Genomic DNA, 14,460 nt, shown 5'->3' on the forward strand with positions numbered 1-14,460 from the left:
TCAGTTTAGGTTTCCGCTCAACCGGAGACAGACATCCCGTACACCAGGTGAAAAAGTTGCAGGTTCCGAAGTTGAAACCTGCACCCCTAAGCCGTTACTGTGCTTTGTTTCTGGTGTAATTGAGCTGCCAGTGTACGCCAAACTTATCGGTACATGCACCGTATTTTTCTGCCCAGAATGTCTTTTCCAGGGGCATTACCGTATGGCCTCCTTCGGAAAGTTTACCAAAAAAAGTTTCGGCTTCTTCCACGCTGTCGGTTTCCAGGGTAATATGAACGTTATTTCCCATTACTGTTTTATGGCCTTTGCACAGGGATTCCACGACATCCGTTCCCATGAGTATGGAATGGTCGCCCAACGGGAGGGAAACATGCCCCACGAGATTTTTCTCTGCTTCGGAAAGGGGCGGGAATTCTTCAGATGGTGGGAAATCCTTATAGCGCATGATCCCGCCCATAAATTCGCCGCCAAATACGGATTGGTAAAAGTTAAAGGCCGCTTCTGTCTTGCCTTCAAAATTCAGATAAATGTTTACTGCTTTCATGATTGAAACTTTATAGATTTATTATTTGTTTTCATTACTGTAAACCTCCGGCCCGTCATAACGCATGGCCTTTTTCCCCAGGCCCCTGCGAAGAACTCCTATCTGCCCTATGTGGTATGCCTGATGATGATTAAAGAAAGCCCATAACCCGGCTATGGTATTGTCAAAGACTGTCCCGAGCGTCGTGTTACCGATAATCCCGTCCATCGGGGAGGGGGGGCGGCTGTGAAGGGTATCTGCGGGCAGTTGTACCAGTCCTTCGCGGATGCCCTCATACATATGGTTCCATTCGCCGGCGATCTCACCGATATCCGGATAGGCGATATTGTCCATAGCCCTGGACCCGCTTGCAGGGGAGAAAAGTTCGTTCCATTTTTCCTCCGGTCGTAGTCCTGCCAGGTAGGCAAAACCGTACTGGGTGCTCATCAGATGCCCGGCTATATACTTAATATGATTCATGTTTGTATTGCCGTTAACCCTTATATTGGTCTCTTTATCCGAAAGGTCTTCCAGAACATTGTTAAAAATTCTGTGATGGAGGTCAAACTGCATTAATAACTGACTTTTCATGGTGATGTGTTTTAGTGATAATACAAATCTCGGAAAGAAAACGGCCGCTTGTAAAGTGCATAATTGCCATATTGAGGGGGTGTTTGTGACAAAAATTGTTTATTTTTGATTAGGTTCGGGCTTTTAAGTGCCGGAATTTGAATGTTTTCCGGTCTGTGGCAAAGAGTGACAGGCAGAAACCGGTACATCTTCATAGCTGCATTTATGATGGAGAGATTCGGCGCAGCTAACCTTCGGTTTTCTCCGGGCCACGGAAAAACAACTCAATATTAACAGAGTATATGAAAAGAATATCCCTGCTCGTGTATGAAGAAGCCGTATTATCGGCAGTTTCCGGTGCGGTAGACATCTTTATAGGAACAAACAGGTTCGTGGAAGGTATGGGCAGTACCATGCCTTTTGAACTGGAGCTGATAAGTGAAAGGGCCGGGGATATCCGCCTGTTCGCCCCGGCGAGTTTCATTTGCCGGAAAACCCTGGGTGAAGCAGAGAATACCGACCTTATCATTGTGCCCGCGTTTAACGGAGATGCTACAGAAGTGCTGGAAAAGAACAGGGCACTGGTAGAATGGATACGGCAGATGAATGAAAAAGGATCGGAAGTTGCCAGTCTTTGTTTTGGGAGCTATTTTCTTGCGGAAGCCGGACTATTATCCGGAAAACCCTGCACATCGCACTGGCTTGCCATTCCCGATATGAAAATGCGTTACCAGGACATTGACCTGATGCCCGATATGGTGATTACGGACCGGGAAGGGATCTACACCAGCGGAGGGGCATTTTCGTCTTTAAACCTGATCCTTTACCTGGTAGAAAAATTTTGTGGCAGGGAAGTGGGCATACAGGTCAGCAAAATGTTCTCTATAGATATGGACAGGGTTAACCAGGCCCATTTCAGTGTTTTTCAGGGACAGCATCAACACGAGGACAAAGAGATCCTGAGGATCCAGAAATACATAGAAGAAAATTATAATGCACAGGTATCCGTGGAGGATATCGCGGAAAAGGCCAATATGAGCAAGAGGAATTTTGTCCGCAGGTTTAAGAATGCCACACAAAACACTCCCCTGGAATACCTGCAGCGTGTAAAAATAGAAGCCGCTAAAAAAGCACTGGAACGAACCACGGAAAGTATTCATTCCGTAGTATACGATGTAGGGTATAACGACCTGAAGACCTTCCGGAAAATTTTCAAACGGGTTACCGGACTCACACCACAGGATTACCGAAGGAAGTACAGCAGGGCTTAGGGGGGGGCGGTTTTCCGGTTGTCGGTTGCCAGTTGTTATGGGGGTGTTTGTTATTATTATTTGAACCAAACCCATAAAAATCAATAATTATGACTACTTCTTACAGAGATCTTGAGATCTATAAGGTTTCATTCGAATTGTTTAGCAGGACGCACAAATTACCTTTACGCTTACCAAAATATGAACTGTTCGAGTTGGGGAGTCAGTTGTAAAGGTCATCGGATTCGGTTAATTCTAATATTGTGGAAGGTTATGGTCGAAAAAAATACAAAAACGATTTTGTGAAGTTTTTGATATATTCCCATTCCGGTAATGACGAAACCGTTAATCATCTGGAAAAACTAAAGGTCCTATATCCCGGCTTAGGTGATGATATTTCCGAATTAGCAGAGCAATATCATGCATCAGGAGGAAAAATAGATAACTTTAAAGAATATGTAACTTCACACTGGAGGTTATAACCGATAACTGGACTGGTAACAGGAAAACCGGCAACCCCTCAGGGAATATTCAGATATTTATGTGTTTGCAGGGAGACTTTCCACCGGGGATTCTTCATGACGAAATTCACGATGTCGGGGATCATCTTCTCCCGGCGGCTCCATTCCGGTTGCAGGTACAGAATACAGTCTGTATTCACTTTTGCGGCCTGTTCTTCGGCAAAAGCAAAATCGTGCTGGTTGTAAATAATGACTTTTAATTCGTCTGCCTTTTCGTAAATATCATTCAGGGGAAGTTTTATTTTCTTCGGGGAAAGACAAATCCAGTCCCACGTACCCGTAAGCGGATATGCCCCCGAGGTTTCTATGTGTGTTTTAAGTCCCCTGGCTTTTAATCCGGCAGTCAGGGGCCCCATATCCCAGGTGAGGGGCTCTCCTCCGGTAATCACAATAGTGTCCGAATGTTTTGCCGCGTTTTCTATAATATGTTCTACTGCCGTGGGCGGATGGGTTTCTGCGTTCCAGCTCTCCTTTACGTCACACCAGTGGCATCCTACATCGCATCCGCCTACCCGTATAAAATACGCAGCAGTACCTTTGTGATATCCTTCTCCCTGTATGGTGTAGAATTCTTCCATTAAGGGAAGCATTTCTCCTTTCGCCACCAATCCTGAAACCTCTTCTTTTATCATGGCACAAAGATACGATAAGAAGTCGGAAAAGCGAATACTCCTTTCCCCGGATATGTGAAAGCCCCACCCGGGGAATATTTCTGATGAACAAATACAAATGTGATATACGGGAATTAAAACTATATTTCGGTTTCTTAAAAATTAACTTATTTTTATACAAAAAAAATAGTACATGAGCCGGAGAGAGACCTTTTTCAAATACATTACGGACGGATATGCTACCAAGGGAGATGCTGTCATTCTTGGGGCAGCCATGCTGGATGGCGAACCCGTAACCAACGCCTATGTAAAAGTTCCGCTGAAAACATTTAACCGTCACGGACTGATTGCCGGGGCAACGGGGACCGGAAAAACCAAGACTTTGCAGATCTTATCCGAACACCTGTCACAACAGGGGATCCCGGTATTGCAGATGGATATCAAAGGAGACCTGAGCGGCATTGCCAGGCCGGGAGAGGAAGCCGATTTTATACGGGAAAGACACGAAAAAATCGGGCTGCCATACGAATCACAGGGTTCCCCGGTGGAATTAATGACCATTTCAGACCAGGAAGGGGTTCGTCTCAGGGCTACGGTTTCGGAATTCGGGCCAGTACTTTTATCTCGTATTCTGGACCTTAATGATATCCAATCGGGAGTAATGTCGGTAGTATTCAAATATTGTGATGATAATCATTTTCCGTTACTTGACCTGAAAGACCTCCGGAAAGCATTACAGTACATCACGGATGAGGGCAAAAAGGAAATAGAGAAAGAATACGGAAGGATATCCACGGCTTCAACCGGCTCTATCCTGAGAAAACTGGTGGAACTGGAGCAACAGGGTGCCGACTTGTTCTTCGGAGAACGTTCATTTGAGATCGAAGACCTGATGCGGGTGGATGATAAGGGCAGGGGATATATAAATATCATCCGCCTGACGGATATACAGGACAGGCCGAAACTCTTTTCCACTTTTATGCTCAGCCTGCTGGCGGAAATATACAACACCATGCCCGAACAGGGAGATACCGGAAGACCGGAACTGGTAGTTTTCATCGATGAGGCACATCTTATATTCGATGAAGCCAGCAAGGCACTACTGGACCAGATAGAGAGTATAGTGAAACTGATACGTTCCAAAGGTGTCGGGCTGTATTTCTGTACACAGCTTCCCACCGATGTCCCGGATGCCGTTCTGTCACAGCTGGGATTAAAGGTCCAGCACGCGCTCCGGGCCTTTACTGCCAAGGACAGGAAGGCTATCAAGCTCACGGCGGAGAATTATCCCGTGAGTGAATATTACGATACGGCTGCCGTACTCACCTCCCTTGGGACGGGAGAAGCCCTTATTACAGTACTGAATGAAAAAGGCAGGCCAACGCCCCTGGCGGCAACAATGCTCCGTGCACCCATGAGCAGGATGGACGTACTCACGGATGCGGAAATCAAGGAAATTACGGACAAATCCGGATTGATTAAAAAATATAATGAAACTGTTGACAGGGAGAGTGCTTATGAAATGCTGAACAGGAAAATAGAACATGCCGAAAGCGAAGAAGCACAGGAGCAGGCGAAGAAGGAACGCGAAAAAGTGGAAAAAAGAACTTCAGGGCGTACAAGTACAAGGATGAACCCGCTGGTAAAAGTGCTTACCAGTGCAACTTTTATACGCGGCGTATTCGGGGTTTTAAATAAATTATCCAGGTGATGGACTTCCGCGGATCAAAGTCGTTGTTCTGTCGGATGTGTTAATGTGTTGTTATCTAAGGTGTTGCTTTAAAGTCCCTCGTTTTGGCATAATAGTTGGTTCTGCTCTGTTATGATTTAAAAAAACGGAACAGATGAAAACGAAAGGAATCTTATTATTTGGAATCGCTGTGATGTCGTTTACCGGGCTGATGGCACAACCCCATGGAAAAGAATACCGTAAAGACATGGAAGAATACCACCGGGAAATACGAAAAAACCGGGAAGAGTACTACCGCGAACAGGAAAAACGGGAAAAAGAAGCCTATAAGGATTATCTGAAGAGAGAAAGAAAAATGCGGAAGCATTATGCCAAACGGATGAAAAAAGGGAAAGGCTATCCGGTTTACTACAGGAACACGTATTACATGGAATCGCCCTACCGGAGAAGTTCCGGCATCGCCATAGACGGTGAAGTAATTTTGCGTAATGGAAGTATCCGGATCGGATATTACGATTAATAACAGAAGTATATCTTTATATCACAAACAAAAAGCCGGGAGTTCATTCCCGGCTTTTTTATAGTTCATCTTCCTCAGGCGGTTTGTTCAGTATTTTGTTCCGCACTTCGTTAAAATAGCTTCTCCCTATCGTATATCTTTGACCGCCTATTTCAATACTATTCCCTTCCAGGGCCTCAATCTTGTCCAAAGAAATCGTATAAGAGCGGTGTATGCGGATGAATTTATCCGCAGGGAGCTCATCGGTAAAACTGCTCAGGGTCTGGTGTACAATATATTTGCCGGAGTAGGTGTTTATTTTTATGTAATCTTTCAGGCTTTCGATAACCGTAATCTCATCCAGGAATATCTTCTTCATTTTCTTTTTGTCTATTTTAATGAAGATAAACTTTCTTTCTCCCGGATCTCCGAAATCATTTTTTTGCCGGACGGAGTGCATACGGAAAACTTTATTAACAGCCATTACAAACCTGTGGAACGGTATAGGTTTGACCAGGTAATCCAGTACCTCGAGTTCATAACTTTCCACGGCATGTTCTTCATATGCCGTAGTAATGACAACCATGGGTTTAATGTGCACACTCTTCAGGAAGTTAAGACCGTCCAGTACCGGCATGTTAATATCCAGGAATATGAGGTCAACTTCATTCACCCGCATAAAATCAATACTGTCCAGAGCGTTGCTGAAAGTACTTATCAGTTCCAGTCCTCTGGTCTGGCCAATGTAATTTTTTAATACGTTGATAGCTAGAGGTTCATCGTCAATTACAATACATCGTATAACCATGTTGTGTGACTTTTTTATTTTAGGCCGATTGTTTTTTCTTATATCCTGAACGACATCAGCCAACCTTGATTTTTAATTCTACTATAAATCTGTTGTCTTTTTCATAGATGTTCAGATCGTATTCGTGTTTTTTGTATCCGAGGGCCAGTCTTTTCTTTACATTTTTAATGCCTATGCCCCCGGCCTGGTCTCCGGAATGTTCCCTATGGCATTCTTTGGGCATGGTATTGGCCACTTTAAAGTACAGGAAATCTCCCTGCACATCAAAATCCATATCTATCCGGACCCCGTCAATATTTTTATTGGCCCCGTGTTTAAAACAATTTTCTATAAAAGACAGCAACAGCATGGGGGGGATCTTTTTTCCTTCTATGTCACCTGAAATATTCATTTTTATTTTCAGGGAATCCCCGTAGCGTATCCGTTCCAGGTCCAGATAGTTCTGAAGGCATAATATTTCTTTGGAAAGGCTTTGCTTGCGCTGCTTGGTCTCGTATAGCAGGTATCGCATCAGCTCCGATAGTTTCAGTATGGTTTCCGGGGTTTTTTTGGACTGTTCTATGGACAGGGAATAAATATTGTTTAGCGTATTGAAAAAGAAATGCGGGGACACCTGGGTGCGGAGGAAACGCAGTTCGGTTTCCAGCTGTACCTTTTCCAGGTCTGCCGCCCTTTTGTGTTCCCGGAGCCAGTCGGCCGTAATTTTAATTGCGGTAACAAAAGACACTACGTAGAGCTCTCCCAGCATCATTTGTATTATGTAGTTAAAGGACAGGGTGGTAGTCTCTTCGGGGCCTTCCGGCCATACATTGGTACTTATCAGGAAATAGGTCAGGTAAAACTTGATCAGGACCATCACATAAATGGCAAGGATGATACATGCGGTATAAAGTATAAACTTTTTCCTGTAGATGAGCCTGGGCATGAGGTAATAAATATTAAAATAGCAGAGGGTCATATGAATGGGGAACCCTAAGAGGTTAGCTTTGAGAGAATACCAATAGTCATGGTAATAACTCCCCCATCGTATGGTGTTAAAAAGAAAATAAACCGACCAAAAAATAATGTGGTGTTTAATTTCAATCCGGTAATTGGAAGAGGGATTGAAATTAAAAAAGCTGCCTGTTTGTTTGTTTTGCATCATAACCTTTCACATCCCTCCAGGATATGCTTTTTAATCATCCCCAACCTCGATTTTGTCTGATCCTGTCAATGCTTTCCTGCTTTCGTACCCATGCCTTATATTCCGGGCGACTTTTATGACGTTTGGCTCTTAAAAAATGTTGTTGGTCTAAATTTATTCGTTAAGTTCTCAAAAATATAAATATTTGGTAACATCCCTGCGGGTTTAATTTACAAAGGGTTAATCCTGAAACCGGCAGAATAAAGAGGTATCGGGTTAATGGTAAGTAGATTAGAGGGATGCAATTAACAAATAAAGACGGACTTGACAAACTGTTGTATGAAAAAAAAATGTACTTCCTACGCATTGCTCGGAATGTTATGCGCCCTGGCCTCCTGTGGCAGGGTTGAGAAAAAGGAAAAAAGTGAACCGGAAGAGAAAAATCCTGTACTGACACAATATGCTGATCCCTTTATCGGGACCGGCGACCACGGACATACATATCCCGGGGCTACGGTCCCTTACGGGATGATCCAGCTCAGTCCCGATAACGGTATTGCCGGATGGGACTGGTGTTCCGGATACCATTATACCGATTCCGTTGCCGTAGGGTTCGGTCACCTGCATCTAAGCGGTACGGGGATCGGAGACCTGGCCGACCTGCTTTTTATGCCCGTAAATAAGGAGGTAGACCTGTCTGTTCCTGTTTCTTCAAGAGAAGATTACCCGTATAAATCAAAATATTCGCACGAAAATGAAACGGCAACTCCCGGTTATTACCAGGTATATCTGGAAGATCATGAGGTGAATGCCGAACTTACCACATCAAAGCGGACCGGTTTCCATCGTTATACTTTTAAAGAGAATGATCCGCAATCCGTGGTGATCGATCTCGGGTTTGCCATCAACTGGGACAAGGCGCTGGATACCAGGATAACCGTAGAAGACGAAACAACCATAAGCGGTTACAGGCACAGTACCGGCTGGGCGAAGAACCAGAAACTGTTTTTTGTTGCTAAATTTTCCAAACCGTTAACAGCACATAACCTTTATGCCGATGCCAAAGAAGCGGAAGGGGCGGAAGAGGTCACCGGCGCCAAAACATCGGCGCAGTTGTTTTTCGATGAAAAGAGCGGAAAAACCCTGGAAGTAAAGCTCAGTCTTTCTTCCGTGAGCATAGACAACGCCAGGGAAAACATGAAAGAGCGCAAAGGGTTTGACTTCAATGCCGTAAGGGAAGATGCAGAACAGGCATGGAACAGTACCCTCGACAAAATAGAAGTGGAGACACCGGTAGATTCATTGAAAACCATTTTTTATACCGCGCTGTACCATACCCGCCTGGCTCCCGTTACTTTCAGTGATGCCAATGGTCAGTTCCGCCTGCAGAACGACAGTATCGTTACCGCCGGGGATTATACGGCATATTCTACGCTTTCCCTCTGGGATACATTCCGTGCTGCACAACCGTTAATGACGCTGCTGGATACGGATAAAGTCTCGGATATTATCAACTCCATGCTGGTCTACTACGCAGAAAACAAGACCCTCCCCGTATGGACATTGTACGGTAATGAAACCTATACCATGACCGGCAATCATGCCATTCCGGTAATTACCGAAGCTATTATGAAAGGGATCAAGGGCTTTGATATCAATGAAGCCTATGAGGCCATGAAAGTAACGATGATGAAGGATGAGGAAAGCCGTGGTGTGAAATTTTATAAGGAATATGGCTATGTGCCCTATAATCTCCTGGATGAGTCCGTAACCATAACACTGGAGTTTGCCTATGACGATTGGTGTATTGCACAGGTGGCGAAAAAACTCGGGAAAGAGGAAGACTACAAGTATTTTTCGGACAGGGCGAATGCCTTTAAGCACCTCTATGATCCGGAAAGCGGGTTTATGCGGGGAAAATCGGATAAGGGACAATGGCACGAACCATTCGACCCCAAACTCTCCATTCACAGAAAAGGGACCGACTATACCGAAGGAAATGCATGGCAGCACAGCTGGTTTGTCCTTCATGATGTAGATGGGCTGATAACATTGCACGGAGGAAAAGAACCCTTTACCGATATGCTGGAACAATTGTTTACGGAAAGTTCCGAAATTACGGGAGGAGATGCTTCCCCTGACATTTCGGGGCTGATAGGCCAGTATGCTCATGGTAACGAACCGAGCCATCATATCGCCTACATGTTCAATTTTGCGGGAGAGCCGTGGCGTACACAATATTGGGTGAGGGAGATATTAAATACCCAGTACGATACCACCCCGGCGGGGCTTAGCGGAAATGAAGATTGTGGCCAGATGTCTGCCTGGTACGTATTCAGTGCCATGGGGATTTACCCGTACAACCCTTCTTCGGGTACCTACCAGATAGGCAGCCCGATTTTTGAAAAGTCGGTGATCAAAGTATCGGAAGAGGAATTGTTTACCATTAAAGCAAATAACGTATCAGATAAGAACATATACATACAGTCTGCTACGTTGAACGGAGAAGAATTCAACCGGACCTACATCACCCATGACGAAATAACCGCCGGAGGCGAACTGGAATTCGAAATGGGGCCTGAACCGAATAAGAACTGGGGTGTTCGAGCCGAAAAACAGGTGAATGAATAGTATTGATGTTCTTATTATTGCCCTGTATATCATCTTAACCCTCTCTATCGGGGTCTGGGTATCCAGAAAAGCCTCCAGGGGACTGGACGGTTATTTTCTCGGGGGCAACAGTATTAAGTGGTATTACCTGGGACTGAGCAACGGTTCCGGAATGTTCGACGTTTCCGGGACGGCCTGGATGGTAGGTATATTGTTCCTCTACGGTGTAAAGAGTTTTATGTTCATGTGGATGTGGCCTATATGGAACCAGATATTTGTCATGGTATTCCTCGCCGCATGGATACGAAGGTCGAATATTATGACCGGCTCCGAATGGATACTCACCCGTTTCGGGGACGACCGCGCCGGAAGGGCTTCGCACCTCATCGTAGCTGTTTTTGCCGTAGTGGCTGCCGTAGGTTTTATCGCCTATTTTTTTGAAGGGGTAGGCAAGTTTATGACCATCATACTGCCCTGGGACTTGTCCTGGACTGCAGGAAGTACACTTTTGCTGACTTCGGAACAGACCTATGCACTTCTTATTATATTACTGACTACCATTTATACCATAAAAGGAGGAATGTATTCTGTAGTGGCAACGGAAGTATTGCAGTACCTCATTATGGTACTTGCGGGAATATTGATTGCGGTGTATGCCTTCATTACCGTCAGTGATGCGGAAATATCAGCCCTGATCCCTGCCGAATGGAAAAATATCTTTTTCGGCAATGAACTGGAAGGTTTCTGGGATGGTAAATTCGCTACGTTTAATGAACTTATCGATACCCAGGGCTATAAGATGTTCGGGGCATTTATAGGGATGACCCTGCTGAAAGGTTTCTTTGCCAGTGTAGCAGGGCCGACCCCGAGCTATGATATGCAGCGTATATTATCTACAAGAACGGTAAAAGATGCCGCATATATGAGCGGGTTTACCAACCTGGTGTTGTTCATACCGCGCTATCTGCTCATTGCCGGCATTGTAGTAATAGGACTGGTATACCTGGCGCCATCTATGGCAGCGACCGGCTCGGTAACGTCCAATGACCTGGAAATGGTGTTGCCCAGGGTTATCAATAATCACGTTCCCGTAGGGATCAAAGGATTGCTTCTCGCCGGGCTCCTTGCGGCTTTTATGTCTACATTCTCAGCTTTTGTGAACTCCGGCCCGGCTTATATCGTAAATGATATCTACAAGAAATATTTCAAACCCAGAGCTTCTGACAAACATTACATAAAGGCCAGCCACATCGCATCTTTCTTTGTAGTAACATTGGGAGTGATCATGGGCTTTTTTGCCGAATCCATCAATTCCATAACTTTGTGGATCACCAGTGCGCTTTATGGCGGATATGTAGCGGCAAATTTTTTGAAATGGGTGTGGTGGCGCTTTAACGGATGGGGATATTTCTGGGGCATGCTCGCCGGGCTGATCGTTGCTACCTTACAGTTTTTGCTCGATCACAACAAGCACAATTTTACAGAAGGATCATTTCCGTATGAAATAGCAAATGCCCCGGCAATTTACCTGTTCCCGGTGATATTTAGCTTCTCCATACTAGGATGTCTCCTGGGGACGCTTTTGACCCCGGCAACCAATGATGAGGTATTGAAGAAATTTTATGCCAATGTAAGGCCGTGGGGCTGGTGGAAACCCGTATACCGGCAGTTGAAGGAAGGAGGAAGTCCCGTGGAGGAAAACAAAGGGTTCGGTATGGATATGCTGAATTGTACCATAGGTATCGTATGGCAGTCCAGTATGATCCTCTTGCCCGTATTTTTCATGGTCCGGGACTACCCCCGGGCCCTGTTATGGTTCACCGTATTTGCCGTAACTTCGGCAATACTCAAATTTACCTGGCTCGATAAAGTAAGGAAATACAAAGATTAAAAAGTTTAGTACATGACAAAGTTTGTTCTATGCGGATTTATCGGTAAATCAGTTTGACCCAGACGCTAAAGGAGGCCCGATTCTTCTTGATTTACCATTTAGGATGGGGTGAAAAATTGAGGAAAATCCACCTGAATCGAATGTTGTTATGTAGCACATTATAAAAATCTGAATATCTAAAGTCTAAACGTCTAATATCTAACCTCTATGAATACTATACCCTGGCAGGACCGACCGGAAAATTGTAAAGACGTCATGTGGCGTTACAGCGCAAATCCAATTATAGACAGGTATGCCATTCCCTCGTCCAACAGTATTTTCAACAGTGCCGTAGTTCCTTTTGAAGATGGATTTGCAGGTGTTTTCCGTTGCGATAACAAGGCGGTACAGATGAATATTTTTGCCGGATTCAGTAAAGATGGCATAAACTGGGACATCGAACACGAACCCATATCATTTATGGCGGGCAATACCCAAATGATCGATTCCGATTACAAATACGATCCGAGGGTGACGTTTATCGAAGACCGTTACTGGATCACCTGGTGTAATGGCTATCACGGTCCGACTATCGGTATCGGCTATACTTTCGATTTTAAAGAATTTTACCAGTGTGAGAACGCTTTCCTGCCTTTTAACCGTAACGGCGTGTTATTTCCGGAGAAGATCAACGGTAAATATGCCATGCTGAGCAGACCGAGCGATAACGGCCATACGCCATTCGGGGATATTTATATCAGCTATAGTCCCGATATGAAATACTGGGGAGAGCATCGCTGCGTTATGAAGGTAACCCCTTTTGTGGACAGTGCATGGCAATGTACCAAAATAGGAGCCGGACCTATCCCGATCCTTACCGATGAAGGTTGGTTGCTGTTCTATCACGGGGTTATTAATACCTGTAATGGTTTCCGCTATTCCGTAGGCGCCGCCCTGCTGGATAAGAACGAGCCGGACAAGGTAAAATACAGAACACAACCCTATCTCCTGGGGCCGGCCGAGACCTATGAAATGGTAGGCGATGTCCCTAATGTAGTATTCCCGTGTGCAGCATTACATTCGCACGAAGAAGACAAGCTGGCCCTGTATTACGGCGCAGCTGACACCGTAACGGCAATGGCATTCGGAAGGATAAGCGAAATTGTCCGTTTTATAAAGGAAAATAGCCTGTAACCCGGCCCAAACGAAAACCAATGGCAAAAATACACCAGACCATCCCCGCAAAATCCTGCTCCCGTACAGACACACGGCCGTGTGTCTCCATCTGCTGTCACGATCTGAGAAAAATGATCGCCTCGCTGGCAATCACATTTTTTTTATGCCTGAATACATTTGCCCAGGAAGAAATCACACCGCCCAGGAAATATGTAGCTCATAAAACGTCCGAAACCATTACGGTAGACGGAAAGGGAGAAGAAGATTCCTGGAAAAAAACAGCATGGAGTGAGGATTTTATAGATATCGAAGGAGATAAAACCCCTGCCTATAAAACCAACGTCAAGATGCTGTGGGATGAAGAATACCTGTATTTTTATGCCGAAATGGAAGAACCCCATGTATGGGCAACCCTGAAACAGCGCGATACCGTAATTTTTTATAATAACGATTTCGAGATCTTTATAGACCCGGACGGGGATACACACAACTATATGGAATTTGAGATGAACGCCCTGAATACCATATGGGATCTATATCTTGTAAAACCGTACAGGGAAAGTGCCCCGGTCATAGACAGCTGGGATATACAGGGTATAAAGACTGCCGTTCATATTGACGGGACGCTAAATGACCCGAATGATACCGACAAGGGCTGGAGTGTAGAAATAGCCATGCCCTGGCAAGTGCTAGTTGAGGCGCACGGCAGTGCGTCTCCAAATACTCCCGAAAACGAATTCTGGCGGATAAATTTTTCCAGGGTCAACTGGGATTTTGACCTGGTAAATGATAAATATCAACGGAAAAAAGACGAAAACGGAAAATACCTGCCGGAATACAATTGGGTTTGGTCACCCCAATGGGTGATAAACATGCACGAACCGGAATGGTGGGGCTATGTCTATTTTTCCGGTAAAAAACCGGGAGAGACCGAAGAGTTCCGCATTCCTGAAGATGAAAAGATAAAGTGGAAACTCTATGCCCTGTACCGTAAACAGAAACAGTATTTTCAGGAAAAAGGTACATGGATAACTTCCATACGGCAATTGGTAGATAAGCCCGTTGTCGTTGACGGAAAACCGGTAAAAACAGCCCTCGAAGTGCATAGCGAAGGCTGGAATATAACGGCGGTAAGCCCTTTTACCGGTAACCTTCTTGTTATGAAGGAAGATGGAAAATTCACCAGTAAAACGACTAACAAATAATCTT

Annotated in this window: 13 protein-coding genes; 8 read left to right on the top strand and 5 right to left on the bottom strand. The window is 45.0% G+C overall.

All coding sequences use genetic code 11. The features are described 5' to 3' along the window. Positions 1 to 94: 94 nt before the first annotated feature. Positions 95 to 544 carry a VOC family protein gene (locus ED312_RS16055; RefSeq protein ID WP_123217039.1) on the bottom strand — a complete coding sequence of 150 codons (450 nt, stop codon included), beginning with the start codon at positions 542 to 544 and terminating at the stop codon, positions 95 to 97. Positions 545 to 565: 21 nt separating this feature from the next. Next, positions 566 to 1,114 carry a DinB family protein gene (locus ED312_RS16060; protein WP_123217040.1) on the bottom strand — a complete coding sequence of 183 codons (549 nt, stop codon included), beginning with the start codon at positions 1,112 to 1,114 and terminating at the stop codon, positions 566 to 568. A 281-nt stretch (positions 1,115 to 1,395) separates the two neighbouring features. Between ED312_RS16060 and ED312_RS16065 the strand changes: the two genes are divergently transcribed. Both ED312_RS16065 and ED312_RS24290 read left to right on the top strand, forming a co-directional pair. Next, on the top strand, positions 1,396 to 2,364 hold the full coding sequence (locus tag ED312_RS16065; RefSeq protein WP_123217041.1) for a GlxA family transcriptional regulator: 969 nt from the start codon (positions 1,396 to 1,398) through the stop codon (positions 2,362 to 2,364). 242 nt (positions 2,365 to 2,606) lie between these two features. Beyond that, positions 2,607 to 2,825, top strand: a complete 219-nt coding sequence (locus ED312_RS24290) for a four helix bundle protein (RefSeq protein ID WP_240643124.1) — start codon at positions 2,607 to 2,609, stop codon at positions 2,823 to 2,825. Between the two features lie 38 nt (positions 2,826 to 2,863). On the opposite strand, the gene ED312_RS16075 is transcribed toward ED312_RS24290, so the two are convergent. Beyond that, the gene (locus ED312_RS16075; RefSeq protein ID WP_123217042.1) at positions 2,864 to 3,496 is read right to left on the bottom strand and encodes a 7-carboxy-7-deazaguanine synthase QueE; all 633 of its coding nucleotides are present in this window, start codon (positions 3,494 to 3,496) and stop codon (positions 2,864 to 2,866) included. A gap of 172 nt (positions 3,497 to 3,668) precedes the next feature. Between ED312_RS16075 and ED312_RS16080 the strand changes: the two genes are divergently transcribed. After that, a complete protein-coding gene (locus tag ED312_RS16080) occupies positions 3,669 to 5,186 on the top strand; it encodes a helicase HerA-like domain-containing protein (protein WP_123217043.1) in 1,518 nt (505 codons plus the stop codon). Positions 5,187 to 5,319: 133 nt separating this feature from the next. Further along, positions 5,320 to 5,685, top strand: a complete 366-nt coding sequence (locus ED312_RS16085) for a hypothetical protein (protein WP_123217044.1) — start codon at positions 5,320 to 5,322, stop codon at positions 5,683 to 5,685. Positions 5,686 to 5,743: 58 nt separating this feature from the next. Here the strand turns inward: ED312_RS16085 and ED312_RS16090 are convergent, their stop codons facing one another. Next, complete coding sequence (locus ED312_RS16090) at positions 5,744 to 6,472, bottom strand: LytR/AlgR family response regulator transcription factor (RefSeq protein ID WP_123217090.1); 729 nt, start codon at positions 6,470 to 6,472, stop codon at positions 5,744 to 5,746. A 55-nt stretch (positions 6,473 to 6,527) separates the two neighbouring features. After that, positions 6,528 to 7,616: a sensor histidine kinase gene (locus tag ED312_RS16095; RefSeq protein ID WP_123217045.1), complete on the bottom strand. Its 1,089-nt coding sequence runs from the start codon at positions 7,614 to 7,616 to the stop codon at positions 6,528 to 6,530. 318 nt (positions 7,617 to 7,934) lie between these two features. Between ED312_RS16095 and ED312_RS16100 the strand changes: the two genes are divergently transcribed. The 4 genes from ED312_RS16100 (at position 7,935) to ED312_RS16115 (ending at position 14,456) form a co-directional block, all read left to right on the top strand. Then, positions 7,935 to 10,226, top strand: coding sequence for a GH92 family glycosyl hydrolase (locus ED312_RS16100; protein WP_123217046.1), 2,292 nt, complete (start codon positions 7,935 to 7,937; stop codon positions 10,224 to 10,226). Then, complete coding sequence (locus ED312_RS16105; RefSeq protein WP_123217047.1) at positions 10,219 to 12,096, top strand: sodium:solute symporter family protein; 1,878 nt, start codon at positions 10,219 to 10,221, stop codon at positions 12,094 to 12,096. The genes ED312_RS16100 and ED312_RS16105 overlap by 8 nt, the downstream gene beginning before the upstream one ends. Before the next feature lie 207 nt (positions 12,097 to 12,303). Further along, the gene (locus tag ED312_RS16110) at positions 12,304 to 13,269 is read left to right on the top strand and encodes a glycoside hydrolase family 130 protein (protein ID WP_123217048.1); all 966 of its coding nucleotides are present in this window, start codon (positions 12,304 to 12,306) and stop codon (positions 13,267 to 13,269) included. Positions 13,270 to 13,289: 20 nt separating this feature from the next. Further along, a complete protein-coding gene (locus tag ED312_RS16115; protein ID WP_317125687.1) occupies positions 13,290 to 14,456 on the top strand; it encodes a carbohydrate-binding family 9-like protein in 1,167 nt (388 codons plus the stop codon). The last annotated feature ends 4 nt before the right edge of the window (positions 14,457 to 14,460 follow it).

It is taken from the genome of Sinomicrobium pectinilyticum, from assembly GCF_003725735.1.
Lineage (GTDB): Bacteria > Bacteroidota > Bacteroidia > Flavobacteriales > Flavobacteriaceae > Sinomicrobium > Sinomicrobium pectinilyticum.

What these genes read in the sequence shown, in the direction of transcription:
- ED312_RS16055 (WP_123217039.1), bottom strand. Translation starts at nt 544, where the DNA reads ATGAAAGCAGTAAACATTTATCTGAATTTTGAAGGCAAGACAGAAGCG.
- ED312_RS16060 (WP_123217040.1), bottom strand. Translation starts at nt 1,114, where the DNA reads ATGAAAAGTCAGTTATTAATGCAGTTTGACCTCCATCACAGAATTTTT.
- ED312_RS16065 (WP_123217041.1), top strand. Translation starts at nt 1,396, where the DNA reads ATGAAAAGAATATCCCTGCTCGTGTATGAAGAAGCCGTATTATCGGCA.
- ED312_RS16075 (WP_123217042.1), bottom strand. Translation starts at nt 3,496, where the DNA reads ATGATAAAAGAAGAGGTTTCAGGATTGGTGGCGAAAGGAGAAATGCTT.
- ED312_RS16080 (WP_123217043.1), top strand. Translation starts at nt 3,669, where the DNA reads ATGAGCCGGAGAGAGACCTTTTTCAAATACATTACGGACGGATATGCT.
- ED312_RS16085 (WP_123217044.1), top strand. Translation starts at nt 5,320, where the DNA reads ATGAAAACGAAAGGAATCTTATTATTTGGAATCGCTGTGATGTCGTTT.
- ED312_RS16090 (WP_123217090.1), bottom strand. Translation starts at nt 6,472, where the DNA reads ATGGTTATACGATGTATTGTAATTGACGATGAACCTCTAGCTATCAAC.
- ED312_RS16095 (WP_123217045.1), bottom strand. Translation starts at nt 7,616, where the DNA reads ATGATGCAAAACAAACAAACAGGCAGCTTTTTTAATTTCAATCCCTCT.
- ED312_RS16100 (WP_123217046.1), top strand. Translation starts at nt 7,935, where the DNA reads ATGAAAAAAAAATGTACTTCCTACGCATTGCTCGGAATGTTATGCGCC.
- ED312_RS16105 (WP_123217047.1), top strand. Translation starts at nt 10,219, where the DNA reads ATGAATAGTATTGATGTTCTTATTATTGCCCTGTATATCATCTTAACC.
- ED312_RS16110 (WP_123217048.1), top strand. Translation starts at nt 12,304, where the DNA reads ATGAATACTATACCCTGGCAGGACCGACCGGAAAATTGTAAAGACGTC.
- ED312_RS16115 (WP_317125687.1), top strand. Translation starts at nt 13,290, where the DNA reads ATGGCAAAAATACACCAGACCATCCCCGCAAAATCCTGCTCCCGTACA.